This window comes from Maridesulfovibrio bastinii DSM 16055, assembly GCF_000429985.1.
In the GTDB taxonomy this organism is placed as follows: Bacteria; Desulfobacterota; Desulfovibrionia; order Desulfovibrionales; family Desulfovibrionaceae; genus Maridesulfovibrio; species Maridesulfovibrio bastinii.
Window position 1 is genome coordinate 155,184 of record NZ_KE387014.1, and the last position, 25,629, is coordinate 180,812.

A 25,629-nucleotide genomic window follows, 5' to 3' on the forward strand; every position below is an offset into this window, starting at 1 on the left:
TAATTCCCTAGGCTTCGCCGATTTCTTTTTTAGAAAAACGCCAGATTCCGAATCCTCTGAGCAGAACAGGCAAAGTAAGAACAAGCAGGGTTACCCAGCCTATATTGCTGTAGCCCTTACCAATAAGCGGAATAAGGCCGAACTGAGCAACACACCAGCAGGCAACAACAATAACAGACGATGAAGCAACAGCATGAATTCCACGTTTTCTTTTCTTCTCGTCACTGTCTAAATCGCGCCCGAGGTAATTAACAATTCTGTTGGTAGTGCCGTAAACAAGGGCAACGCCTGTAGAGACAGCACCAAGAATAATGCAGACCGAAATGAGCATGGTCATCCATGTTCCACCAACACCGTTCATAACAACATAGAGTGACGGAACAGCTTCTTTTAAAACACCCTGATCAGCAAAAGCGAGAATCCCGAAATAGGTCAGATACATCATTCCGGTATTGATAATAAAACCAACAATCGCGGCTTTTTTGAGGCTTGCTTTATCGGGACAGGCCTGAGTGTGAACAATATATGCACCGATAGCGCAGCATTGCAGCGCACCGTACTTTACAGCCCACCACAGGGAATCAAGTAATGTGTCAGGACTTCCGGTGACGATCGCCCCACTTTTAATGGCCGCAAAATTTTTAATAATATTGGGAAAAAAGGCTATAATATTGGGGATGTATATAATAAACATGCAGGCTATCAGAATGAGTGAAACAATCGTTGCCGACTTTCTGACCAAAGCTGCACCATAAATTGTGAGAAAAAAGATAACCAGTGCAACGCCTACAGTATTCAGCATGTAAGACGTTCCAAAGGCTTTGGCGATGGTTGATCCTCCGGTTGCAAAAGCAACAGCCGTCACAAGAACCATAAGTATATTGAAAAGAATTTCGAAAAGCGGAGACATTACCGCGGAAGTAGGTCCGAAAACTTTTTTAGACCAGCTGCTGTAATCATAGACTTTGAATCTGGCAGCAATGACCATCGAAAAATACAAGGTCATTGCCATAAGCAGCATGGATACTGCTGGCATGAAAATGGATGTCCACTGATGTTTCAGGTAAAAAGCAACAATCTGCCTGCCCGAAGCAAACCCACCTCCGAAATGGGAACTGAACCATACAAAAGCTACCGCAAGATGAGCCGGAATAATTTTCTTCATTTTTTTAGTTTGGTTAAAGATTGATAAATCTGAGGCCAATCTGCGGAGAAGCTTTGTTCACCCGATAATGACCGCCGGTCATTTTTTTCATAAAATCAAAAAAATGCTGATCAATAAAACTTTTAAAATAGCAGGAAGTTTATTCTGGAAGGACTTCCAACGGCAAACAAGAGACAGAGGTGAATGAGCAACCAAAACTATGGTGCAACAATATAAGGACACACAAGGTTATCCCGATTTGTGCGATGAACACAGTTTCAATTTCAATAGATGCAAAGATATTTACAACCATGTAAATAGAATATTCTTCCCTATATCATCCCCCCCTGCTTTTCAACGATATTCCACAATAATCATATTTTTTTATTCTTTAAATCAGAACAAAGCTTTTTATAATTTTGCCGACAGCCGGAAAAAATAAAGCAGAAAAAATCCATTTATCAGCCATAAATGCCGACTAATTTGTAAAACAGATTTAATATAAACTTTTTAATAGTGTTTACTTTATGTTATTACATAACTAATTAAATAACATATTAATGTAATGAGAGAATTCAATTTTTGTATGCTGAATAAATCTATACTTATTTTCAATTTAGAGACCTTTTGAATATCTTTTTTACTGATCTTACTATCATTTTTACACTGTTTCTTGATTTTAAAATTCTACAGGAATATAAAACAGAACAGATGTAAAAAAATCAGGCAATACATCAACCATTTAACAGAGGAGATCTTTTCCATGAAAACATACCAGCAATATATAGATGGTAAATTTTGTGAATCACATTCCAAGGATATTATCGAAGTTGAAAATCCTTATACCGGAGAAATCATAGCCCACGCTCCTAACGGTGATGTGGAAGATGCGGAAAAGGCTCTTGAAGCAGCAGAAAAAGCCCAGCCTTCATGGGCAGCCCTTCCTGTTGCCGAACGCGCAGGATATCTTAAGAAAATGGCCCAGGCCATCAGAGACAACCGGAAAATGCTGGCTGACACGCTGACTGAAGAGCAGGCTAAAGTTTCAGGTCTGGCTCAGGTTGAAATTGATGTTACCGCTGAATATTTTGATTATTATGCCGGCTGGGCCAGAAAATATGAAGGTGAAGTAATTCAGAGCGACCGCCCCAAAGAAAATATTCTGCTCTACAGGCAGCCCATCGGAGTAATCGTTGGAATCTGCCCGTGGAACTTCCCGTTCTTTGTTATGGCTAGAAAAGTTGCTCCTTCCCTTTTGACCGGAAGCTCAATTGTTTTAAAACCAAGCAGTGATACCCCTAACACCACTTTCGAGTTTGCAAAACTTGTCGACCAGCTGGGACTTCCCGGTGGTGTGGCAAACTTTGTATCAGGCAGAGGCTCAACCCTCGGCTCCGCTCTGGTAAAAAGTCCTAAAACCGGCATGGTCACACTGACAGGAAGTGTTGAAGCCGGACAAAGAATTATCGCTGATTCAGCTCCCAACATAACAAAAACATCCCTTGAACTTGGTGGCAAGGCTCCCTGCATTGTCTGCAAAGACGCTGATCTTGATCTTGCAGTAAAGGCTATTGTGGCTTCCAGAGTTATCTTCAGCGGCCAGGTCTGCAACTGCGCGGAAAGAGTTTATGTTGAATCCGCTGTAGCAGATGAATTTATGGCAAAACTGACTAAAGCCATGTCCGAAGTTACTTATGGTGATCCTTTTAAAGACCCGAACCCGGATATGAGTACTCAGGTCAATAAAGGACAGCTTGAAAAAATTGAAGCCATGGTGGCAAAAGCAAAAACTGAAGGAGCCGAAGTTCTGGTCGGCGGTGAACGCCCTGCTGAAATGAAAACCGGATACTTCTACAAACCGACACTGCTTGGTAATTGCAGTCAGGATATGGAAATAATCCGTAAAGAAATATTCGGACCGGTACTCCCTGTGGTAACAGTCTCCGACTTTGACGAAGCTCTGGCCCTGTCTAACGATTGTGAATACGGACTCACATCCTCAGTTTTCACAACATCGATTGAGAAAATGATGCGCGCCATCAATGAACTCAAATTCGGTGAAACTTATGTCAACCGCGAACATTTTGAAGCCATGCAGGGATTCCATGCAGGCTGGAGAAAATCCGGTATCGGCGGAGCAGACGGCAAGCATGGTCTTTATGAATATTTGCAGACTCATGTTGCTTATATTCAATACTAAAGTAAAAAGTCACACCATCTGTCAGTTGAAGCGAACTACTTGATTCAACAGGCAAATATGCACTCAAATATAAAAAGACCTGCTACGGGTAAAATCCGCAGCAGGTCTTTTTTATAATTTTAATTACATATCCAGAACATGCAGCATCATATCCGACACCTTTTTAGTAAGCTTTTTTAAAAAGGAGAGGACATACAAGCTGAAAAATGTTAGCTTCCAAATAACTTTTCAAGATAATTTTTTATTTTTTAGTTCTTTTTACACAGTAAGTTAAATCACTTTAAGTAGTACTTATAAGACTTCAACAGCAGCACCTTTTCAAGCATGGTCGGGGGTACAGCCTATGGGAATTCCTTCAGTAGAAGATCTGAAATGGCAGCAAATAGTGACAGGGGAAAAAACATACTCCCTTAAATTTTTAGCAGCCAAAATTATGTTGGGGCGTTTAATCCGCAGTATAAAAGAAGACAACTCACCGCAAAAAATATCAGACGCAGTAGAAGAACTATATACACTTTATCTAAGAAATGCTGACAATGCTTCGGCAAGAGCAGATATTAAAACTATTTTCAGCTAGGAGGAATAATGCAGCAGCAACTGATGAACATCAATGAAGCCGCTGAGCAAATTTCAGCAGGAAAGACTCTGCTTCTTGCCGGTGATGAAAGCCTCTTCAAACAACTCCCGCAGGGAAAATGGATCGGCGGGTCAATACCTTATTTCATCTCCAGAGAAGAAGGTGGAATTTCATCCAAGGATAAACTTTTTGTAACTGATATTTCTGAAATAGCGGAAGAGATTAACATCAGGAGCTATGATTCAAAATCAATTGATGATGTCTATACCGATGCCGGTACAGGTGGAATCAGCTTCATAATTATCCCGGCGTCCAGCTCAACGCATATATCCTTTGCCTTAAACGCCCCGAATTTCAATAATTTCGGATCACAACCGCTCGTAGGCTGGATTTCAGGTGTTTTACTGGAAGATATCGACAAAATTAAACCCAAGGTTTTCAACGGGGAAACTGGTGAAGAATTCGAAGACGAAGCTCTGGTTATGCACGTTGATATGGTGAAAGGTAAAAGTGTTGACGTTGGAATAATCAACCTCTTTGAGCAAGGTTCAGAGGACACCCTGACCTTTGAGGAAAAATCTTTTTCAACTCAGGATGTTTTTGTAAACGGCAAAAGGGTTAACTACGCAAATTATATCAGCAAAAAGAATCTTGATATCAAACTTCCCCTTGTGGCTGATTATTACGGAGCGCGCGTCAACATAAGCTTTCAACATGCCTCAAGTAATGACGGAGTTGCTTTTTATGCCCCTGTATTTTCAGGAATTGAGTACAAACATGCAAAACCTGTTGATGATTATGCAGCAGAATTTGTCCGGCAGATCAAAGAAAATGAAGTTGATGGAAAAACAATTCTGTTTTCATGCAACTGCATATTAAATTATTTGTACTCTGATCTTGCTGGAAAACAGACCGAACCTTTTGTAGGCCCGCTCACTTTCGGAGAAATTGCCTATCAGCTTTTAAACCAGACCCTTGTCTATGTGGATATAGAGGACTGATGACTCCAAGAATACGTAAAACGGCCTGAATAATAAATATTCAGGCCGTTTATAAATTTTATATAGACTAAAGCGCTAACTTCCAAGCATGCCCTCATCTTTAATAAAGGCGATAATTTCGGAAAGCCCTTCTTTCTTTTTCATATTTGCAAAGACATAAGGTTTGTCCCCGCGCTGAGCCCGGGCATCCTTATCCATAACCTCAAGCGAAGCTCCGACCATAGGGGCCAGATCAGTTTTATTTATTACCAGCAGATCGCTTTTGGTTATACCGGGGCCACCTTTTCTGGGAATTTTATCCCCGGCGGAAACATCAATAACATAAATGGCTAAATCAGCCAGTTCCGGGCTGAAAGAAGCACTGAGGTTATCACCTCCAGACTCAACCATCACCAGATCAAGATCAGGAAAAGCGGCGCACAATTCATCCACCGCAATCAGGTTGGCTGAGGCATCCTCACGTATGGCAGTATGGGGACATCCCCCGGTTTCAACACCTTTGATCCTTTCAGGAGGAAGAGCCGCACGTCTTGTTAAAAATTCAGCATCTTCACGGGTGTATATATCATTTGTAACTACTGCTATTTCATAATCATTGCGCAGGGCGTGGCACAACTGTTCGATAAGAGCCGTTTTGCCGGAACCGACAGGACCACCAATTCCAACGCGTAATGCCTGTGGCATAAAATTCTCCTTTGAAAAATTGATCAGGACCGAAAAAGTCTGGTTCGCTGACTTTCATGCAATGCCGAAGCCATGACCTGCCCGAATGAGGTTCCGCCGATTTCAGAGTCTTCAAGCTCAAGACCAGAGCGGACACATACCGGAATTGTTTCAACAGCGGATGATAGTATCCGCTGCCCTGCGGTCTGTCCCAACGGAACAGATTTAATTGCCGCAGCTACTCGATTTTCCATCCAGCTCCAGAGATAGGCGGAACATAATTCAGCAATATCGATATTCCAACGGCTACCTGCAAGGGCTAGCATATTGCAATATGTTCTGCGAGGATGCCTTATCCACTTTACAGCATCTGTAATTTCAAGATCATTTAAAAGCTTCGCCAAAGCTCCGGCAGTCTGTAACTCTTCCAGTCTCAGCTCGCAGGTTTCCCTTGAAGCATAGAGAAATGCCGACCACTTTTCTACAGCTTCGTGATTCCCTTCATTCCATGCTTCATGCAGCCTTTTCAAAATCGGAACATCAAGACCGGCAAGTGTCGTTTCCATTAGCCCGGAAACCCAGTCGGCGATCAGGCTTTCATTATCAAGTCCATTCTCAACCGCCCACTCCATACCCTGTGAATAAGCAAAACCGCCAACGGGCAGAGCCGGGCTGGCAAGCTGCATAAGCCTCAATAACTGCGGAGAGGAACTCATAATATATTCTCTTTAATTCTTTTTACCATGCAACCTTAATTTCCGGCAGATGATAAGCACCGGATTCAGGATGAAAAGCCTCTTCGGTCAATTCGATTGTATAGCCCATGCCCCGCAGCATTTCATCCACAACAGGATCAAACTTATAGCAGACCCTGTTATTATCTATCTGGAGCGGAACATGTCTGTTACCCAGATGAAAGCATATTTTCGCCATTTGCAGATGATCTGAAAATTTCACCTGAGAGAGCTGCTCTTTTTTAGCAATAATTCTAACCGTCAGCCCTTCTTCACAACCAAGAAAGTCATTATCTTTCAGAACTGTTCCGCGCGGCAGAAACAATCCGGCCTCTTCACCGGAATCAAACCGGACTTTCTGTCTGGACCTGTTGCGGTAGGCATAAGGCAATGTCAGCAGAAAGTCCGGTCTATCAACCGGAGTTGCAAGAACTCTGGTAAACTTCAGCATAATTTAGAACAGGAAGTACTTCTGAGCCAGTGGCAGAACTTCAGCAGGTTCGCAGACCAGCAGTTCACCATCTACACGCACTTCATAAGTCTGAGGATCAACCTCTATTCTGGGTGCAAGACTATTGAGCACCATATCCTTTTTACGGACAGTTCTGGTTCCTGAAACAGGAAGAACATCCCTTTTAAGAGCATACTTTTCTCCAATACCGGCTTTAAAAGCCGCATCGGAAACAAAAGTTACCGAAGTACGGTTCACAGCTGAACCGAAAGCTCCGAACATGGGACGGTAATGTACCGGTTCCGGAGTCGGTATGGAGGCATTGGGGTCGCCCATAGGGGCCGCAGCAATAACTCCGCCTTTGATAATCATATCCGGCTTGACCCCGAAGAATGCAGGATTCCAGAGCACGATGTCTGCCATTTTACCTTTTTCAAGGGAACCGACTTCAGTAGACATACCGTGGGCAATTGCCGGATTTATTGTATATTTGGCAATATAGCGTTTGGCTCTAAAGTTATCGTTACGTGATGAATCTTCCGGCAAAGCTCCCCTTTGAACTTTCATCTTGTGCGCTGTCTGCCATGTCCTGATTATAACTTCACCCACGCGGCCCATAGCCTGAGAATCTGATGCAATCATGGAAAAAGCGCCAAGATCGTGCATAATATCTTCAGCAGCTATTGTCTCTCTGCGAATACGCGATTCAGCAAAAGCCACGTCTTCCGGAATGGAAGGATCAAGGTGGTGGCAGACCATCAGCATATCGAGGTGCTCATCAACTGTATTTACAGTATACGGACGGGTTGGGTTAGTTGATGACGGCAGCACATTCTGGGCTCCTGCGGCCTTTATAATATCAGGCGCGTGTCCGCCACCGGCCCCCTCAGTATGGTAGGCATGAATAGTGCGATCTTTAAAAGCCGCAATGGTGCTTTCAACAAAGCCTGATTCATTAAGGGTGTCAGTATGTATGGCGACCTGAACATCATACTTTTCAGCAACATTCAGGCAGTTATCGATAGCTGAAGGAGTTGTACCCCAGTCTTCATGGAGCTTAAGCCCCATTGCTCCTGCTTCAAGCTGTTCTTCAAGCGAGGCGGGAAGCGAGGCATTACCCTTGCCGAGCCAGCCGAAATTCATAGGCATACTCTCGGAAGCTTCAAGCATCCGCCTGATATTCCACGGACCGGGAGTACAGGTTGTGGCATTGGTTCCGGCAGCCGGGCCTGTGCCTCCACCAATCATAGTGGTGATACCGGACATAAGGGCTGTTTCGACCTGCTGCGGACAAATGAAATGGATATGGGCGTCAATTCCGCCAGCCGTGGCAATAAGACCTTCACCGGCTATGGCTTCAGTTCCGGGTCCGACCACAATGTCTACTCCGGGCTGGGTTTCTGGATTACCCGCTTTACCGATAGCATGAATACGCCCGTTTTTGATACCTATATCAGCTTTAACAATTCCCCAGTAATCAAGGATCAGAGCATTTGTTATGACACAGTCAACAGCAACATCATTTGCAGCCTGCGACTGCCCCATTCCGTCACGAAGGACTTTGCCTCCGCCGAACTTGACTTCTTCACCATAGATGGCTTTGTCTTCTTCTACTTCAATAATAAGATCAGTATCGCCAAGACGAACCCGGTCGCCCTTTGTGGGACCGAACATATCGCCGTATGCTTTTCTGGAAATTTTAGCCATGCCGTCCCCCTTAATCCAATTTGCCTGAAATTTTGGCGTTAAAGCCATGCACAATACGTTTACCGCTCAAAGCGACAAGCTCAACTTCGCGCACCTGCCCCGGCTCAAAGCGGACAGCAGTTCCGGCAGGAATATTGAGCCTGAAACCTCTTGCGGCAGCACGGTCAAAATCAAGCTTAGAATTGACTTCATAGAAATGATAATGAGAGCCGACCTGCACCGGACGGTCTCCGGTATTGCTGACTTCAACCTTGACGGTCTCACGTCCTGCATTGAGTTCTATTTCACCGTCTTCGTAAAAAATTTCTCCCGGTATCATAACTCGCCTCACTGAATGGGATTGTGAACGGTTACCAGCTTGGTGCCGTCCGGAAAAGTTGCTTCAACCTGAACTTCATGAACCATTTCAGGAATTCCTTCCATCACATCATCACGAGTGAGCAGAGTTGTTCCATAGTCCATCAGCTCAGCCACAGTCCGACCTTCCCTCGCTCCTTCGAGCAGAGCGGAAGCTATGTAGGCAATGGATTCCGGATAATTGAGTTTAAGCCCCTTTTCCTTACGCTGGGTAGCCAGCATACCGGCGCAGAAAATAAGCAGCTTGTCTTTTTCTTTAGATGAAAGTTTCATACAGACACTCCTTAGTGGCTATGTATTCCAGATTCTGGGAGGACAACCGGCCCGCCCTGATTGTTTATGGCGCATCACGTTCCACGCTTCGGTCAGAAGGTCTCTTACTCTAAAAGCAGAATGCCCTATGGCGCGACATATTGTCAGCCCGTCCATAGCTGTCAGAGCAACTTCCCCGTTTCCGGCTTCGCTTTTAAAAAACGTGCGAAGCTTATCCAGTTCATCCTTATCTTCAAATGTTCCGACAAGAGTTCCAAAAACAGTATTACCTGATAGCCCCCATTGCTGATCAAGCATTGCTGATCCACCAGAATATGTTCCCCTCTCCATGAAGACAGGTTCACCATCCCGGAAAACTTCCATGGTCTGGATAAATTTTCCTTCAGTAAACAAAGAACCGGAAGCAGGCAGACCAAGGCAGATAATCTCCCACCCGAAAAAAGCGGCATCCCCTTCCAGATTTACTCTGGTGGCAAGACGTGCCTCTGATCCCGGATAAACTATTGTTTCAAGGGGCAGCCAGTCCAGAGCACCACCCGACTCAACAGACAACTCCTGTATCTGACTCGCAGCTGTTGCCGCAGTTCGATAAAATTTCCCGGCGGATGGAGTCGTTATCAGAGCATGGGCTCCGCTTCTTACGGTCACATCATAATGCAGACTATCCCCCCCGACGATACCGCCCGGAGGGTGCAGGGCATAAACATGACAGACTTCTTCACCTTCAGGATAAAACGGACGCTGGATAGCCAGAGGACCGAAATGCCGCCGTGCAGATATAATGGTTTTACTGCCTGCCGGAGAAAACTCCAGCTCAAGCTCCCCCTTCCAACCGTTATCGCCTGATAGAGAAGATGTACTTTCCAATTTAATCATACTGTCAGATATTCGCTAACCAGAGAATCATCAAGCTCATCCATAGCTCCATCGGCAACAATATGACCTCTGTCCATCAGCAGAAAACTCCGCCCGACCATTCTCGCAAATTTAAGTTTCTGCTCAACAAGCAGTATGGTTAAGCCAAGCTCTTCATTAAGTCTGATCAGGATATCACCAATCATCTGCACAATATTCGGCTGAATACCTTCAGTTGGTTCATCAAGGATGAGCATTTTAGGATCGCATGCGAGAGCACGGCCTATGGCAAGCTGCTGTTGCTGCCCACCGGACAAATCCCCGCCCTTGCGGTGCAGCATTTCTTTAAGAACCGGGAAGAAATCATAAATTTCTTCAGGAATAGTTTTAAGCCCGTCCCTTCTCCCGGTCAGCCCCACTGTTAAATTTTCTTCCACAGTAAGCCCCGGAAAAATTTCACGTCCCTGAGGGACATAACCTATACCACGGCGGGCTCTTATCGCAGCGGGAAGCGGAGCCAGATTTTCTCCTTCGAAAATAATTTTTCCATTCTTAATCGGCAAAAGGCCCATAGCGGCTTTAAGCAGTGTGGTCTTGCCAACACCATTGCGACCCATGAGGCAGACACTGGAACCGGGTTCTATTTTAAAACCAACATCCCAAAGGGTATGACTGCTTCTGTAGTACTGATCCAATCCACTTATTTCGAACATTTTAAACTCCCAGATAAACTTCCACAACTTTAGGATCGTTCTGGACAAAATCCATACTGCCCTCTGCCAGCACATGCCCTTCATGCAGAACGGTCACCCGCTCGGCTATGGCGCGTACAAACTCCATATCATGCTCAATGACAACAACAGTATGTTTACCTTTGAGGGAATTAAGAAGCTCAATGGAATTTTCCAGTTCCTGCGGGGTCATACCAGCAGCGGGCTCGTCAAGAAGAAGCAGCCTTGGAGACTGCATCAGCAGCATGCCAATCTCAAGCCACTGCTTCTGTCCGTGTGAAAGCAGTCCGGCCTGCATATTTCCATTATCTTTTGCACCGATAATATTAAGGACTTCTTCAATACGGTCTTTCTGCTCCGCGCTAAGTTTCCAGAAAAGGCTGGGAAACAATCTTTTGTCAGCTTTCAGCGCAAGTTCCAGATTTTCAAACAAGGTCAACTGCTCAAAAACAGTGGGAGTCTGAAACTTTCGGCCTATACCGGCCCGGGCTACTTCATATTCATTAAGTTTGGTAAGTTCCAGGTCCGCTCCGAAAAAAACCGAGCCTTCATCCGGTCTTGTTTTACCGGTGATAATGTCCAGCATAGTTGTTTTGCCGGCTCCGTTTGGACCGATAATACAATGAAGGGAGCCGTCATTGATGGATAATGACAGATCGTTAAGAGCCTTGAATCCGTCAAAACTTACGGTAACCCCGTTAACATAAAGAATAACACCGTGGGTTACATCTATATCAGTGGACACAGCCGTGTCCGAACATGTATTTTCAATTACCATATCATTCCAACTCCTTATTTACCGGAGTTCCGACTGAAGATTCATTCAGCTCTCTTTCAGACTGCTGGTTATCAGCATCCTCTTCCTTACGGCTTGCTATCCATGCTTTCAGCTGACCGCCTATGCCGATAACTCCATTCGGGAGAAAGAGTGTTGTGCCGATAAAAAGGACTCCCAGAAAATAAAGCCAGTATTCGGGTGCTACAGCTGTAAACCAGCTTTTGGCTCCATTTACGATTCCTGTTCCGATCAGAGCTCCTATAAGTGAACCGCGACCGCCCACAGCAACCCATATTGCCATCTCGATCGAGTTTGCCGGAGCCATTTCACTTGGATTGATTATTCCGACCTGCGGTACATACAAGGCACCGGCTATGCCGCACATTATGGCTGAGAGAGTCCAGACAAACAGTTTATACTGCAATGGAGAATACCCGGAAAACATAACCCGGTCTTCGGCATCACGGATAGCTGTAAGCACTCTGCCCAGTTTTGAAGATGTGATGTAACGGCACACCATATATCCCAAGAGAACCGCAAGACAGGAAGCGATGTAAAGCCCGAGCTTGGTAGAATGTTCGAGCAGGGAAAATCCAAGCAGACTCTTGAAGTCCGTCAATCCGTTATTGCCTCCGAATCCGGTATTGTTCCGGAAAAAGAGCAACATCAAAGCATAGGTGAGAGCCTGCGTTATGATAGAGAAATAAACACCTTTGATTCTTGAACGGAATGCAAAAAAGCCGAATATGAGAGCAGTGATTCCGGGTACGAGAATTATCATAAGCATAGCGAACCAGAAGTGATCGAATCCAAGCCAGAACCATGGCAGTTCTTTCCAGTTCAGAAAGACCATAAAATCAGGCAGATCCGATTTATAGACTCCAAGTCCCGACATGGCCCGCATAAGGTGCATGCCCATGGCGTAACCGCCGAAAGCGAAAAAGACTCCGTGTCCGAGACTTAGTATACCTGTAAAACCCCAGATCAGATCAATGGCCAGCGCACAGAGACCGTAACAGAGAAACTTTCCTAAAAGCTGAATCATGTAATCCGGGACATGAAGGAATGACTGCTCCGGAGCCGCGGTATTGAGAACAGGGATTACCACCATGAATATCAGCGAAATGACAAGAATGACAAACCATGACTTTCTTGATTGAAAATGTGAGTAAGGATTCATATCAGTCCTCCGCCATGCGGCCCTTCAGAGCAAATATTCCCTGCGGACGCTTTTGAATAAAGATAATAACAAGTGCGAGAACGATGATTTTTCCAAGCACGGCACCGGTGAAAGGCTCAAGTATTTTATTGATTACTCCGAGACTCATGGAACCGACTACAGTACCGGCAATCTTTCCTACTCCTCCAAGAACAACGACCATGAATGAATCAACTATATAGGACTGACCAAGTTCAGGACCGACATTTCCAACCAGAGTCAGAGCAAGTCCGCCGAGTCCGGCAATCCCGGAACCGAGTCCGAAAGTCCACATATCAATGCGGGAAGAATAAATTCCCATTGCTGAAGCTGTTGATCTGCGCTGAGTAACTGCGCGAACCTGCAACCCGAGCGGGGTTTTGTTGAGCAGGAACCAGACCAGAGCTACGACAAAAATAACAAAAACAATTATGGCCACATGGTTATAAGTAATCATAAGTCCATCAGTCAGCTGAAACCCACCGGTAAGCCAGTCAGGATTGCGGACCTCCACATTCTGGGCTCCGAAGATAAGACGGACAGTCTGAATAAGGGCAAGACTGATACCCCATGTAGCAAGAAGAGTCTCAAGAGGACGTCCGTAAAGATAACGGATAATCCCTCTTTCAAGCAGCATTCCCACTGCGCATGGTATGGCGAAAGACAGCGGAATAGCTAAAATTAGATACCACTCTGTCATGGACGGCATAAATTTTACAAATAATTCCTGTACAGCATAGGTGGAATAGGCTCCCAGCATGAGCATTTCACCATGAGCCATATTGATAACGCCCATAAGACCGAAGGTAATTGCCAGCCCCAGAGCAGCAAGCAGCAAAACACTTCCGAGACTTATGCCGTAGAACAGGTCACGCGCGGCACGAACAAATATCTGCTTGCGCTTAAGAGTGGAAATAGCCTGATGGGCGGCCTTAACTATCTCAGCATCCTGTACAACGTATTTTCCCTGATCATCTTTTTCTATAAATTTGTTCAGCCTGTTGATCAGCAGCGGATTTCCGGAGTCACCGATAATCTGGATAGCTTTAAGTTCACGTCCCTTTTCGTTACTTTTGAGCGAGGTCAAGGCCAAAGCAAGTTTAAGGGCTTCTGCCACTTCTTTATCCTTCTCTGTGGAAAGGACTTTTTCAATTGTGTTAACAGCCTGCAGATTGGCTTTTTCAGCAAGTTCATTTGCTGCGGCAAGCCTTTCTTCCCGGTTTGATGAATAAAGCTGCAGTTCGGCTATAACGGGTTTGATGGCTCTGCGAACCATATTATTTATGCGATAATTTTTAAGAGAACTTTTATCGCCGGTAAAAGGTTCACCGGTCATGGCATAGACGGGATCTTTATCATCATAGACAATTACCGCTTTATTACCGTCAAACCTCAGATCACGATGCATAAGAGCCTGTAAAACAGGCAAAGCCTTAACATCACCAAGCTCTCCTATGTTTTTGATAACCGACACCATGTGCCTGCGATTGTGGGTGGCAAGAGATGCCACCGCATCCTCCAATCCGCTGTTTTCCGCAGCCTGTGCGGAAATGCTGAAAAGGAGCGTAAGCAGAACTATAAAAACTGTAAGGACATTTTTCATTAGATAACTCGGTATGCGTGCAGCACCCGGGCCTTGCGGCCCGGATGCACAATTAATCATTCTGCCGTATTATTTTAGTACTTAGGCTTTACGCAGTTGCCGCAAACATAAGGGTAGGTCCAGTCAGCATGCTTCTTAGCTGAATCAGGAAGATACTGACTCCAGGGTTGAGCACGGATAGGTCCGTCTGTTTTCCAGACGATATCAAACTGGCCGTTTTCGTTTACTTCACCGATAAGAACTGGTTTGTGGAGGTGATGGTTTTTAGGGTCCATGGTTACAGTGTAACCGGAAGGAGCTTTGAAAGTCTGTCCGGCAAGGGCCTGACGAACAGCATCAACATTGGTGGTTCCAGCCTGACGCACAGCCTGTGCCCACATGTTGATTCCAATGTAGGTAGCTTCCATGGGGTCGTTGGTTACACGTTTGTCACCACCGGGAAGATTGTTTTTCTTGACCCATGCCATCCATTTTTTAACGAAAGCGTCATTTTCAGGATTCTTGAGAGACATGAAGTAGTTCCATGCAGCAAGATGTCCTACCAGAGGTTTGGTATCAATACCGCGAAGTTCTTCTTCACCTACGGAGAAAGCTACGCAGGGAACGTCTTCAGCTTTTACACCCTGGTTAGCCAGCTCTTTGTAGAAAGGAACATTGGAGTCACCGTTGATGGTGTTGATAATGCATGTGGGCTTGGCAGCAGCGAATTTTTTAACATCAGATACGATGGTCTGGTAGTCGCTGTATCCGAAGGGAGTGTATTTCTCCATGATATCTTCGTCTTTAACACCTTTTGAATGGAGGTAGGCACGAAGAATTTTGTTGGTAGTACGCGGATAAACATAGTCAGTTCCGAGAAGAACAAAACGTTTTGCGGCGCCACCGTCTTCACTCATCAGATACTTAAGGGCGGGAATAGCCTGCTGGTTCGGAGCAGCACCGGTGTAAAATACGTTGTATGAGCATTCTTCACCTTCATACTGGACAGGGTAGAAGAGAAGTCCGTTCAGTTCTTCAAATACAGGGAGAACTGATTTTCTGGAAACAGAAGTCCAGCAGCCGAAAACAACGGATACTTTATCCTTGCTGAGCAGCTCACGGGCTTTTTCAGCAAAAAGGGGCCAGTTAGAAGCAGGGTCAACAACAACAGGCTCAATTTTTTTACCCAGCAGTCCACCATTCTTGTTGATTTCATCAATTGTCATCAGTGCAACATCTTTCAAAGAAGTTTCACTAATAGCCATTGTTCCTGAAAGTGAATGCAGGATACCGACTTTGATTGTGTCAGCAGCATGAGCTCCACCAGCCAGTGTGCTTAGAAACATCGCCAGCGTGATGGTAATAGCGATTAAACTTTTTTTCATGGCAGAAATCCTCCTTTCTGTTACCATTTCTTAGTTAAGAACAAGTCTCCAACCTCAACCCCTGAATTATAAATCTGACTCACTCATCTACTTAAACATGCTTGAATCAAAAAACTTTTTACAAAGAGGACGTTTGGAACAACCTTGCTTAACAAGTTCCATGCCAACAGCACCTGAAGGACAGCTAACCACCGTCAATTCCTGATTAATAACAAAGAATGTTATAGATAAAATCCGCTTAAATAACGTTTTTGGGAGTGAAATGCTCTTATTTATTTAACATTGGCGTTACTTTTTTCACCCCATTTAAAACAAAAATGTAAATTTTCCATTTAAGTTTAAACCAGTTTAAAATTAAAATTACTATTTTGTAAAAACTTAACAAACAAAAGCCCACGCTGATCCTAAATATAAAATGATCCTTCTAATTACCATTTGAATATCTGTTGAGTATATAATCAGCAATAATTCTTCTGTTTTAAAAAGAAACAGGAGAAATTAAATAGAAATACATTATAGATAATTTTTCAGAATCTAAACGACAGCGATAGTGATTCATTCAGATAAGATGAATTCCGAGGTAAGGGCTAAAAATGTAGCAGATTTGTACTATAGTTCAAATTTGCAAGCGACAATTTTGGAGCGGAATTGTTCTGTAGAAAGTGAATATGGCACAAAAACAAATAAGCGGGAATGCGATTAATCGCATTCCCGCTTATTTACTGTGATATAATTTTAGATACTAACCGCAGGTTGTGTATCCGCAGGCTTTACAAATCTTGCATCCACCTTCAGGAACATAAGCTTTTTTGCCGCATTCAGGACACACAGCCCCTAATTCTTTGGCAACTATTGTTTGATCATCCATATCAAGTGATACATACTGGCGCAGAATTCTTGCAATAATAGCAGCTGCATCAATTATATTGTAACTTGAGCGGTCAAGCTGGGTAAGAATTCTTTCAATTGGCATTCCTACACGCAACAGCAAACTTGCCAGTCTGGTGATAGTTTCCCACAACGAATATTTTTCCTGAAAGACCTGTTCGCTATAGAAGCCATCACCATTTACTCCGGCTTCTTTAGGGAGCTTAACAAATATTTCAATCGGATTACCGGACTCATCAAGAGATACTATTATATACATTTTGGAGCCCTTCCACATAACCCGATGTCTTTCGGCCCGTTCAATGTCATGCAGTTCTCTTTCCTGAATAGCGGCATCTTTCCGAATCAGGGTTGAGTCACTTTTCTTTTTATCCTCTTTTTTGCTGAGCACACCTTTTTTGCAACCATTCCTAAAAATAGTCACACCCTTTAAGCCGTGCTTCCATGCTTCAAGATAGATCTGATAGATAGTATCTTTAGGTGTTTCTTCCGAAAGATTGATTGTTGATGAAATGGAACTGTCAGTAAACTCCTGAATAGCAGACTGCATCCTGATACGGTCCATAAAATCAAGTTCATCTGCCTGAACATAGTTAAGCTTTTCTTTAAGCTCCATGGCCGTATATTTACCGAAAAGGTCTTCCTGATTGGTTTCAAGCATCCATTTAAGCGGTGGCATGTGGATAAACTCAAAAACTTTTCCGGCTTCAAGGCGTGTTTCACGGGTATAACTGAACATAAATACAGGTTCTATTCCTGAAGAGCAGTTATCTGACATAATGGAAATTGAACCGGAAGGCCCAACAGTATTAAATGCAGTATGCCGCAATCCGCTTTTCATTATCTTCTTGCGCAATTTTTCCGGCAGATTCAGATTTTTTATATATGGGCTTTCAAGAAAACGTTTTCTGGCATCAACATCTTTTAAAGCTTCAACCACGCCGAAACGTTCAGCAAGGTCGGCACTGGTTGAAATCTCAACAATGGCTTTTTCGCGGAGAATATCCTTAACAAAATTGACTGACTCAGCACTACCATAACGCATACCGAGCATTGCCAGCATGTCGCCAAGACCGGTAAATTCAATTCCGATTCTTTTGCCATAACGATCCGCATCACGATGCTCCTGCAATGGGTGCTTATCCTGATTAAGATCGGACATAGTATCCATGAATGCCAGAGTTCTGATAAGATCTTCCTGAAATAATTCAGAATCAAATCTTGCTTCTTTAGTATACGGGTTTACCACATAGCGGAAAAGAACCATGGCTCCCAGCAGGCAGTTACTCCAATAACCAAGAGCCTGCTCCCCGCAGGGATTTGTGGACATTGGTTTCAATCTGAGCGGATCGATATAAGTACCCGGTGTGTTGCGCTGTGTCGTATCCTGATAGAGTATTCCGGGATCTCCAGACTGCCATGCCGAAGCACTTATCTCCTCAAGCAGTTCACGGGCTTTAACCTTTTCATACTCCTTAAGCGGAAGTCCAAGCTCCTGCCATCTGCTGTAGTCGCCATCCCAGAGCGTATTATACACGGTACGGACAAGATCAAAGATATCCGAATTTTCACTGCGCCGTCTTGATACGGAAAAAATAAAAGATTCAGCTCCCAACGGGGCTTTGGCATCATCTGTTGAAAGATCCGGCTGAACTTTAATCAGACAATTTTCGGCATCCAGTTCAACAATTTTATATACTATTTCAGCTTCAACTCTATCACCGATGCGCGGATCAAGGGCTGCATAAACCTCAGGTACAAGCTGCAAGGTTGATTCATCATAAATTTTAGCTGATATTTTTGACCGGTGAGGAAAAACAAAAGTCCAGTCACCATCTTCTTCAACAGCCTTCATAAACTCATCAGTAACTTTCAGGCTGATATTAGCGCCGAACACATCCTGCATTTTACCGGTCAGTGAATCCACCCCGAAAATATCTCCGGGTCTGCTTTTGCACCAGATAAACCTTTTAGTGTCAGGGTGGCGGATATCAAGAGATATCATGAGCGCCCCGCGCCTGCCGTTCTGGCCAATGGTATTGGTAAGCTCACTGAATAACGGCATAAAACTTACAGCACCAGATGATGTTACCGCAGCATTGTTGACAGGATCACCAGCCGGACGGAGTATGGTAATATCTATACCGCTGCCGCCACGATAAGAATATGTTCTTGCCAGTTTTTTCTGGGCTTCAAAAATACCTTCCAGTGAATCTGATTCAATTTTTGCCAGATAGCAGTTGCTTAAAGAACATTTTGCGTGGTCATTTCCAAGACCGCAAAGGATAGAACCAGCAGGGATAAAACGCCCGGACTGGAGCATTTCACAAACCTGTTCATTTTCCTGCTTATTAAAACTGGAATTTTTTAAAAACTCACGGCAAAGCCTGTTTTTTACATCGGTAAACGAATGCTCAAGGAGACGTCCTTCTGGATCGCGGATCTGATATTTTTTGGAACTTACGGTTTCCTGAAAACGGGTATGCTCTTCAAGAGCCATCTTAGCTGATTCACGGGTGATAACTGATTGTTCGGTCATTAATTCAAACTCGTTTAAAGGCCTTTGCCTGATCTGGGATTTAGTCCACAAAAAGAATTCCCCACCTGATAAAAACACAACAATACCCCCAAACGGCAGCGCGGGCTGTCGCAAAGTAAAGCCGGAAATATCTATGGAGATCTTTAATGAGTGCAGGTAACCCGGAAGGTTGCACCTGCTGGACGGTTTTATGATTGATACTTTACGGTTAAAGTATCACTTTTATACATCGTCTGAAAAGACAGACATTCTTCAGGTTGGAGTTCTGGCTTATACTATCATTAATGATAGAAATTACAGAGGCAGCACCGCCCCGGATTTTAACCGGGTTCTCCAATTCAGACAGCCCGGAAGGCAAATTCCTGAAGACCACAAACTGATGAAAGAGACCTTAACAGAACATCTTTTCACGTCAACGATTTTATCTTTTTTTTATGAAACGTATTAAGTAACTGGTATAAATATTTAAATTTTAATCAATAAAAAAAAGGATAATAATCGTGGTCATCTATAAAATTATAATAGTTCACGAAACAAATTAAAGAGCCATCTCCATTGGTATAAACCTGATGCCATGAAAATTCTGTTCACTGCCTATTTGTAAAAATCCCAGCCTTTCATAAGCCTGAACAGCTCCCAGTGAAGAATTAACTGTCATACCTTTAAAGCTGCTGTTATCTGCAATGCATTTTTCTCTGGCTATGCTGAAAAGCCGACCGGCTATTCCGCGTTTATGATAGCGGTAATCTACAAACAGCATAGCCACATGATTATTATCTTTTATTTCAATAATCCCGACCGGATGATTTTCAATTTCCGCAATAAAGGCAAATGAAATTTCATTTAATCTGCGACTCAAGGCTTCTGAGCTGACAAACTGTTTAAACTCTGAAACTCCTTCATCTGAAAATTCAGAGGCCACACATTTATGAAAAACATCCAGAACAAGATTTATAACCGAGTTTTCAACGGTTAAAAGAGGTCTTATACTAACAGCTTCCGACATATACTTCTTTTCCCAATACACTTTTTTAGAAAAAACATAACATGCTAATTAAGTTTTCTGGAAACAACCCTGTTTCTTCCGGTTTCCTTGGCTTCATACAGGGCTTTGTCAGCAACTTCCAGCAGAGCCTGAAGTGTGGTCGATTTATTGGGAACAACCGAGGAACATCCGCAGCTTACCGTAACATAATCACCTATTTCTGATGATTCGTGAGGCATCTTCAAATTTTCCACTCTGACACGAATCTGCTCCGCAAGAACCGCGGCTCCATGCCCATCGGTACCCGGAAGTATTCCTACAAATTCCTCACCACCATATCTTGCCAGCATATCACCAGAACGCTTAAAAATACTTTTTGTATGCCCTGCAATTGTCTGAAGGCAGATATCTCCAGCCTGATGTCCGTATGTATCATTATAAAGTTTGAAGTAATCAACATCAAAGATAATAAGCGAGAGCATTTTTCTATCCCGCATCATTCTGCGCCATTCTTCTTCCAGTTTGATATCAAAATTACGGCGGTTGGCGATACCGGTCAGACCGTCCTGCATAGCCATATCCATAAGTTTCTTATTTGTTTCCTGCAAGGCTTTCTCAGCCTGCTTGCGCTCTGAAATATCTCTTATGGCTGTAACCCTGACCATCTCCCCCTTGTATCTAAAAATTCTTCCTCGAATTTCAACAGGAAAAACAGTTCCGTCTTTTTTTACAGATAAGGATTCATACAAACTGTTATGCCCTGTTAAAATATTGCTTTTAACCCGTTCGACTTCATCCGGGGCTACAAATCTGGTCACTTCGGACCCTATAATTTCTTCCAGAGGATACCCGAGCATTTCTGATAAAATATTATTCCCATCAATAATTTTACCTTTCTTAATTATGCTAACACCTTCAAAAATGGCATTTGAAAAAGCATGATACCGCGCTTCACTGTCTTTCAAAGCGACATTAGCAAGAGTCAGTTCACTTGTTCTTTCATCTACCCTTTTTTCCAGTTCATCACGACTTTTGCGGAGCATGGAATTTAAAACCGAGAGCTTGCTAAGCCAGATCACGGCACTTACTGAAAAAATCAACAGGCTTATACCAGCTACAATAAATTCACGGCGAAACCTTTGCCACAGGCTGACCGGATGATTTATTAGAACAGCTTTTTCAGGGATACTTTCCATATCAAGGCTAAAACGTCTGACAGCTTTCAAATCTATAAAAGTCCGCAAGGTTGTATTAGATTTACTGAAATGTCCTGACTCCATATAATCTAAAAGAGAATAAACCATCTGCTTACCGATACTCCCGGCATCAAGAAGATGTCCGCCGACAATACCGGTACCCATAAATGATCCCCAGAAGCTGTAAACCGGAGCATTTGAAATTGTCGCTATTTCTTCTGCCACTTCACGCGGCACCAGATGAGAACCAGTCTTATCCGACCAGATTAATGAACAAAAAATAATTGTATCACGGTCAAGCCCGGCAACTATCCTTTTCAATTCTGCTAAAGAAAAATCAGATACCGTCTTTACGGTAATTGATTTATAAGTTTTGAGCTGTTGCCTGACTCTTTCACACCTGTGCCTGCTGGAATCATTATCCCCTTCAATTATAAGTGCAGACCGGACTCCAGGATTCTGCTGCAACGCTATTTCAACCGTTTTATCAACAGAAAGGTTAACATCCCCCCATAAATGTAAAACTGTATCATCATCGTTCAAAGATTTTCGCTTAGTTGTATAGATAACTTTGGGTGCGTGGACGGCGAGTAACTGTCCATAGTTCAAGGTAAATTCAGCAGCAACGTCTGAGTTGGCAATGACTCCTGAAAAATGAATATTTTTATACTTTTCTTTTAGATACCTGAATAAAAATTCGTAATTGACCTCACTTTCCATGCCTTGAGCATCAAGATATTCCATAAATAAATGGATATTATAATCTGATTTTTTAGAAATTTCATTAAGCCCTTCATAAAAATCGTGAGACCAAGGCATAAAAGGATTGTAGGAATCAAGAATAAGTATATTAGTCTGTTCTCTTAAATTATCAGAAGCATAACTATCAGAATTTGAAACCAGCAAAGCATAGATCAATATGGCAATAGAAAATGTCCTGACTATATTACATAATACATTCATAACAACCTGCTCTCAGTTAATTCTGATAAATATCTACTGTTACTTGGAACTATAATTATTTACATCCTGCGGTGACATGGAAAAGTCATAATACTGATCAAATCATACATTAAAAACCAATATGATACAGCTATATCATAATACACTGCATCTATAACTAAATCGAGAATAAAATTTAAATATCTGAAGGCAAAACAGTATAAAAAAATAGCATGCAACTAACTGCTGTGATCACATGAATATTCAAATTCATGGCCATATTCCTGAATTCTCAAAAGAATACGCGACTCAATTTTCCTGAAAAATTTTACCTTTTTTTTAGACGGGCCAGATATAATATGATATTAAACAGGTAATAAAAGTAATCTTTTAATACAGGGAGGTTAACTAAACGCCAAAAAGACTTGTCCTGACTGAAGTTATCGGCATTATTTGTGTTGTTTAATTGTAGAATATAACAATTGTTGGTTAACAACCATTTTATGAACAATCAAACTTCAAAGAGGCCAGCATGAGCATACCGCCTAAAAGCAACCCCAAATGGAAGAGTATCGTATCCGGGAAAACGAGCTTCACTCCGAAATTTCTTGCCGGGAAAATAGCACTAAGCAAGCTTATAAAGCGTGTTCAGGGCGACCCCGGTGTCATAGACAGCGCCGTTGATGAACTTCACAGTCTCTATACCAAGAACGCTGACAAACCATCTGCACAGGAAGACATCAAAAAAATCTTCGGATAGGAGGATATATGCAACAGGAATTACTGACTATTGATAAAGTTAAAGACCTGATCTCAGCTGGCGAAACACTTCTTCTCGCCGGAGAAGAGAGCCTTCTTGAAAAGCTTCCCAAGGGAAAATGGATAGGCGGCACAATACCCTACTTTATTTCATCGGATAAAGGCGGACTGGTTGCCAAAGATAAAATTTTCGTAACTAATATTTCAATGATAACAGCTTCCACGGAAATAAAAATTTACACCAAGGACAGCCTTGGTGAAGTTTACTCCGATGCCGGAGACCGAGGATTCAGTTTCATCATTATCCCAGCTTCCAGCGAAGCACATATCTCTTTTGCCCTGAACGCACCTAATTATAAAGATTTTGGTTCGCAACCGCTCATTGGATGGATTTCCGGAGTTCATCTTGACGAACTCGGTAAAGTAGCTCCCAAAACTTTCGACGGGAATACTGGTGGCAGTTATGAAAATGAAGCAGTAGTAATGCATGTTACCCTGAAAGAAGGAAAAACTGTTGATGTCGGTATTATTAACAGCTTCCAGCAGGGAGACGGCGATACTTTAACCTTTGATACTGACGGATTCTCCAACAATGAAGTAATGGTCAACGGTGTTAAAGAAAAATTTGCAGCCTATATGGAAGAAAATAATTTTGATACGAAATTCCCGCTTGTTGCAGACTATTGCGGAGCTATGATCAATACCAGCTTCCAACAGGTTGACGATGATGGCGTAGTCCATTTCTACGCTCCGGTTTTTAAAGATGTTCAATATAAACATGCAAAACAGACAGGCGACTATGCCGCAGCATTCAACAATCAGTTGCTCGAAAATAATATATCAGGAGTAAATATTGCTTTTTCATGCAACTGCATACTTAACTATCTGTTCTCAGGGCTGGAAGGACAAAAGACAGACCCCTTTGTGGGACCGATAACTTTCGGTGAGATAGCATACCAGCTGCTGAACCAGACACTGGTTTATCTCACCGTTATAGATTCATAATACCACTGACGATTCTTACGATAAAAACTCCAGAGAGAATTTTCTTTCTGGAGTTTTTTATTTATTCAGCCTCAGCCGCTGAAAAAAACCGCTCAACTCTCCGGCTAACTATCCGGTTTGCCCCATCCGCCACCACCGGGAGTTTCGATGCTGACAATATCGCCCTTTTTTAATCTGGAATGAAACTTACCCGGTTTTTCTAGCTCTATTCCATCACGGATAAGAATATTTCTACCGCAGATTCCCGGTTTACCTCCCTGCAATCCATAAGGGGCATTCACTCTACGTTCTGAAAGGACTGTAATTTCACAGTCAGACAACAATTCAATTTCTCTTACCAGCCCATTACCACCTAGAAACCTTCCGGCACCACCGGTGTTTTCACGCACACAATATTTTTTAACTCTAAAAGGATAACTGTATTCAAGAGCTTCAACAGGAGTATTCAAAGTGTTCGTCATGTGTGAATGCGTGGCATGTTCACCGGGACCGGAAGCTCCTGCGCCCATACCTCCGGCAAGGGTTTCATAATAGGCAAAAGGTTTACCGGTTCGCTCGTCCACTCCGCCAATGGTCATATTATTCATAGTTCCCTGACTTGCTGCAGGAATCTTATGGGGAAGAGCTTTGGACAAAGCTCCGAGAACGACGTCGACCACACGCTGGGAAGTTTCAACATTTCCGCCTGCCACAGCTGCTGGGAATTCAGCATCAAGAATGGAACCTTTTCTGGTGATAACAGTGATAGGCTCAAGGATACCTGCATTTGTAGGGATATCCGCATCAATTAGAGATCGAAAAACATAAAGAACGGCTGATAATGTTATGGACCTTACGGCATTAACACTGCCGGAGACCTGATCCCCTGATTCACTGAAATCAAGTTCAGCACGGTCACCGTCAATATTAATGGCCACGGAGACAGCAACATTCTCACAATCAACGCCGTCACCGTCCATATAATCCGTAAATTTGTAAGTACCATCAGGAATGCGTTCAATCATTTTGCGGGTTATTGATTCAGCATATTTCTTAAGGCTGCCGGCATAAAAATCAACTGCTTTAAATCCATATTTGGTTACAAGTTCACCAAGCCTCTTAACCCCGGTGATATTTGCCATTATCTGAGCCTTAAAATCACCTTCGCGTTCAACCGGAGTTCTCACATTATTAAAAATAAGCTCCATCAGACTTCTGACAATTTCCCCGTTCTCCATTATTTTAACAGGGGGTATGATGATGCCTTCCTGAAATAAAGAGGTTGAAAGCGGCATGGAGCCTGAAGCCATCCCACCGACATCGGAATGGTGAGCTCTGTTGGCAACATAAAAAGACGGAGCTTCAAGACCGTCACAAAAAACAGGAGCGACAATAGTTATATCCGGCAAATGGGTTCCGCCTTTGAAGGGATCATTAAGCATAACCATATCACCATTATTCATCCGGCAGCTCTCTATTGCACTCTTGACGGAAAGCGGCATGGAGCCGAGATGCACAGGTATATGGGCCGCCTGAGCGATCATTTCACCTTTATTATTGAAGACAGCGCAGGAAAGATCACGCCTTTCCTTTATGTTTGATGAAAAAGCCGTGCGGGTAAGGGTCACCCCCATTTCTTCAGAAATAGCTGCAAACCTGTTTTTAAAAACTTCAAGAAGAATCGGATTAGCTTTCATTCC

At 43.3% G+C, this 25,629-nt stretch carries 22 protein-coding genes and 1 riboswitch; of the genes, 5 read left to right on the forward strand and 17 right to left on the reverse strand.

Annotated elements, in window-relative coordinates:
* Positions 1-7 precede the first annotated feature (7 nt).
* Positions 8-1,165, reverse strand: a complete 1,158-nt coding sequence (locus G496_RS0115145) for a YkvI family membrane protein (protein ID WP_034633615.1) — start codon at positions 1,163-1,165, stop codon at positions 8-10.
* Between the two features lie 742 nt (positions 1,166-1,907).
* Here G496_RS0115145 and aldA point away from each other — a divergent pair.
* The 3 genes from aldA (at position 1,908) to G496_RS0115165 (ending at position 4,922) form a co-directional block, all read left to right on the forward strand.
* A complete protein-coding gene (gene aldA / locus G496_RS0115155) occupies positions 1,908-3,344 on the forward strand; it encodes an aldehyde dehydrogenase (protein WP_027180003.1) in 1,437 nt (478 codons plus the stop codon).
* A 343-nt stretch (positions 3,345-3,687) separates the two neighbouring features.
* The gene (locus G496_RS0115160; protein ID WP_027180004.1) at positions 3,688-3,921 is read left to right on the forward strand and encodes a hypothetical protein; all 234 of its coding nucleotides are present in this window, start codon (positions 3,688-3,690) and stop codon (positions 3,919-3,921) included.
* A gap of 8 nt (positions 3,922-3,929) precedes the next feature.
* Positions 3,930-4,922, forward strand: coding sequence for a DUF6976 family protein (locus tag G496_RS0115165; protein WP_027180005.1), 993 nt, complete (start codon positions 3,930-3,932; stop codon positions 4,920-4,922).
* Positions 4,923-4,997: 75 nt separating this feature from the next.
* On the opposite strand, the gene ureG is transcribed toward G496_RS0115165, so the two are convergent.
* The 15 genes from ureG to G496_RS20725 all read right to left on the reverse strand — a co-directional run bounded on the left by ureG (position 4,998) and on the right by G496_RS20725 (position 22,207).
* Positions 4,998-5,606: an urease accessory protein UreG gene (ureG, locus tag G496_RS0115170; RefSeq protein WP_027180006.1), complete on the reverse strand. Its 609-nt coding sequence runs from the start codon at positions 5,604-5,606 to the stop codon at positions 4,998-5,000.
* A gap of 23 nt (positions 5,607-5,629) precedes the next feature.
* Positions 5,630-6,301 (reverse strand): urease accessory protein UreF, encoded by a 672-nt coding sequence (locus G496_RS0115175; protein WP_027180007.1) that lies wholly within the window; start codon positions 6,299-6,301, stop codon positions 5,630-5,632.
* Positions 6,302-6,323: 22 nt separating this feature from the next.
* Entirely contained in the window at positions 6,324-6,770 is a 447-nt protein-coding gene (ureE, locus tag G496_RS0115180; protein ID WP_027180008.1) for an urease accessory protein UreE, read from the reverse strand.
* A 3-nt stretch (positions 6,771-6,773) separates the two neighbouring features.
* Positions 6,774-8,477, reverse strand: a complete 1,704-nt coding sequence (gene ureC / locus G496_RS0115185) for an urease subunit alpha (RefSeq protein WP_027180009.1) — start codon at positions 8,475-8,477, stop codon at positions 6,774-6,776.
* A gap of 10 nt (positions 8,478-8,487) precedes the next feature.
* Positions 8,488-8,796 carry an urease subunit beta gene (locus tag G496_RS0115190; RefSeq protein ID WP_027180010.1) on the reverse strand — a complete coding sequence of 103 codons (309 nt, stop codon included), beginning with the start codon at positions 8,794-8,796 and terminating at the stop codon, positions 8,488-8,490.
* Positions 8,797-8,804: 8 nt separating this feature from the next.
* Positions 8,805-9,107, reverse strand: a complete 303-nt coding sequence (gene ureA, locus G496_RS0115195) for an urease subunit gamma (protein ID WP_027180011.1) — start codon at positions 9,105-9,107, stop codon at positions 8,805-8,807.
* A gap of 18 nt (positions 9,108-9,125) precedes the next feature.
* Complete coding sequence (locus G496_RS0115200) at positions 9,126-9,983, reverse strand: urease accessory protein UreD (protein WP_051295093.1); 858 nt, start codon at positions 9,981-9,983, stop codon at positions 9,126-9,128.
* Positions 9,980-10,675, reverse strand: coding sequence for an urea ABC transporter ATP-binding subunit UrtE (urtE, locus tag G496_RS0115205; protein ID WP_027180013.1), 696 nt, complete (start codon positions 10,673-10,675; stop codon positions 9,980-9,982). The genes G496_RS0115200 and urtE overlap by 4 nt, the downstream gene beginning before the upstream one ends.
* A gap of 1 nt (position 10,676) precedes the next feature.
* On the reverse strand, positions 10,677-11,471 hold the full coding sequence (urtD, locus tag G496_RS0115210) for an urea ABC transporter ATP-binding protein UrtD (protein ID WP_051295094.1): 795 nt from the start codon (positions 11,469-11,471) through the stop codon (positions 10,677-10,679).
* A gap of 1 nt (position 11,472) precedes the next feature.
* A complete protein-coding gene (gene urtC / locus G496_RS20050; protein ID WP_084407589.1) occupies positions 11,473-12,651 on the reverse strand; it encodes an urea ABC transporter permease subunit UrtC in 1,179 nt (392 codons plus the stop codon).
* A 1-nt stretch (position 12,652) separates the two neighbouring features.
* Positions 12,653-14,272 carry an urea ABC transporter permease subunit UrtB gene (gene urtB / locus G496_RS0115220; RefSeq protein WP_027180015.1) on the reverse strand — a complete coding sequence of 540 codons (1,620 nt, stop codon included), beginning with the start codon at positions 14,270-14,272 and terminating at the stop codon, positions 12,653-12,655.
* 74 nt (positions 14,273-14,346) lie between these two features.
* Positions 14,347-15,636 (reverse strand): urea ABC transporter substrate-binding protein, encoded by a 1,290-nt coding sequence (gene urtA, locus G496_RS0115225; RefSeq protein WP_027180016.1) that lies wholly within the window; start codon positions 15,634-15,636, stop codon positions 14,347-14,349.
* A gap of 742 nt (positions 15,637-16,378) precedes the next feature.
* A complete protein-coding gene (locus G496_RS0115230; protein ID WP_027180017.1) occupies positions 16,379-19,063 on the reverse strand; it encodes a TSCPD domain-containing protein in 2,685 nt (894 codons plus the stop codon).
* A gap of 238 nt (positions 19,064-19,301) precedes the next feature.
* Positions 19,302-19,444, reverse strand: a riboswitch (cobalamin riboswitch).
* 157 nt (positions 19,445-19,601) lie between these two features.
* Positions 19,602-20,069: a GNAT family N-acetyltransferase gene (locus G496_RS0115240; RefSeq protein ID WP_051295095.1), complete on the reverse strand. Its 468-nt coding sequence runs from the start codon at positions 20,067-20,069 to the stop codon at positions 19,602-19,604.
* A gap of 44 nt (positions 20,070-20,113) precedes the next feature.
* Positions 20,114-22,207: a sensor domain-containing diguanylate cyclase gene (locus tag G496_RS20725; RefSeq protein WP_051295096.1), complete on the reverse strand. Its 2,094-nt coding sequence runs from the start codon at positions 22,205-22,207 to the stop codon at positions 20,114-20,116.
* Between the two features lie 511 nt (positions 22,208-22,718).
* Between G496_RS20725 and G496_RS0115250 the strand changes: the two genes are divergently transcribed.
* A complete protein-coding gene (locus tag G496_RS0115250) occupies positions 22,719-22,946 on the forward strand; it encodes a hypothetical protein (RefSeq protein WP_027180020.1) in 228 nt (75 codons plus the stop codon).
* Between the two features lie 8 nt (positions 22,947-22,954).
* A complete protein-coding gene (locus G496_RS0115255; protein ID WP_027180021.1) occupies positions 22,955-23,950 on the forward strand; it encodes a DUF6976 family protein in 996 nt (331 codons plus the stop codon).
* A 104-nt stretch (positions 23,951-24,054) separates the two neighbouring features.
* Here the strand turns inward: G496_RS0115255 and G496_RS0115260 are convergent, their stop codons facing one another.
* Positions 24,055-25,626, reverse strand: a complete 1,572-nt coding sequence (locus G496_RS0115260; RefSeq protein WP_027180022.1) for a hydantoinase B/oxoprolinase family protein — start codon at positions 25,624-25,626, stop codon at positions 24,055-24,057.
* Positions 25,627-25,629: the final 3 nt, after the last annotated feature.